The sequence below is a fragment of the Streptomyces durhamensis genome, from assembly GCF_000725475.1.
Classification (GTDB): Bacteria; Actinomycetota; Actinomycetes; order Streptomycetales; family Streptomycetaceae; genus Streptomyces; species Streptomyces filipinensis.
Map to the genome: position 1 here is coordinate 1 of NZ_KL647052.1, position 645 is coordinate 645.

A 645-nucleotide genomic window follows, 5' to 3' on the forward strand; every position below is an offset into this window, starting at 1 on the left:
CCCGGCGACGATCATGACGGACCCGGAGATCGCCGACGCCACCTACGTCGAGCCGATCACGCCCGAGTTCGTCGAGAAGATCATCGCCAAGGAGCGCCCCGACGCCCTGCTGCCCACGCTGGGCGGCCAGACGGCCCTGAACACCGCCATCTCCCTGCACGAGAACGGTGTCCTGACCAAGTACGGCGTCGAACTGATCGGCGCCAAGCCCGAGGCGATCCACAAGGGCGAGGACCGCGACCTGTTCAAGGACGTGGTCGAGGAGGTCCGCAGGAAGATCGGGCACGGCGAGTCCGCCCGCTCGGTGATCTGCCACTCCATGGACGACGTCCTCAAGGGCGTCGAGACCCTTGGCGGCTACCCGGTCGTCGTCCGCCCGTCGTTCACCATGGGCGGCGCCGGCTCGGGCTTCGCACACGACGAGGAGGAGCTGCGCCGCATCGCCGGTCAGGGCCTCACGCTCTCCCCGACCACCGGTCAGGGCCTCACGCTCTCCCCGACCACCGAGGTGCTCCTGGAGGAGTCGATCCTCGGCTGGAAGGAGTACGAGCTGGAGCTGATGCGCGACAAGCACGACAACGTGGTGGTCGTCTGCTCGATCGAGAACTTCGACCCGATGGGCGTGCACACCGGTGACTCGATCAC

The 645-nt window shown here is 67.6% G+C and carries 1 protein-coding gene; it reads left to right on the forward strand.

Features of this window, described 5'->3' with window-relative positions:
• On the forward strand, positions 1 to 645 hold a 645-nt coding region (locus tag IO33_RS53435; protein ID WP_037687798.1), incomplete at both ends, for an ATP-binding protein.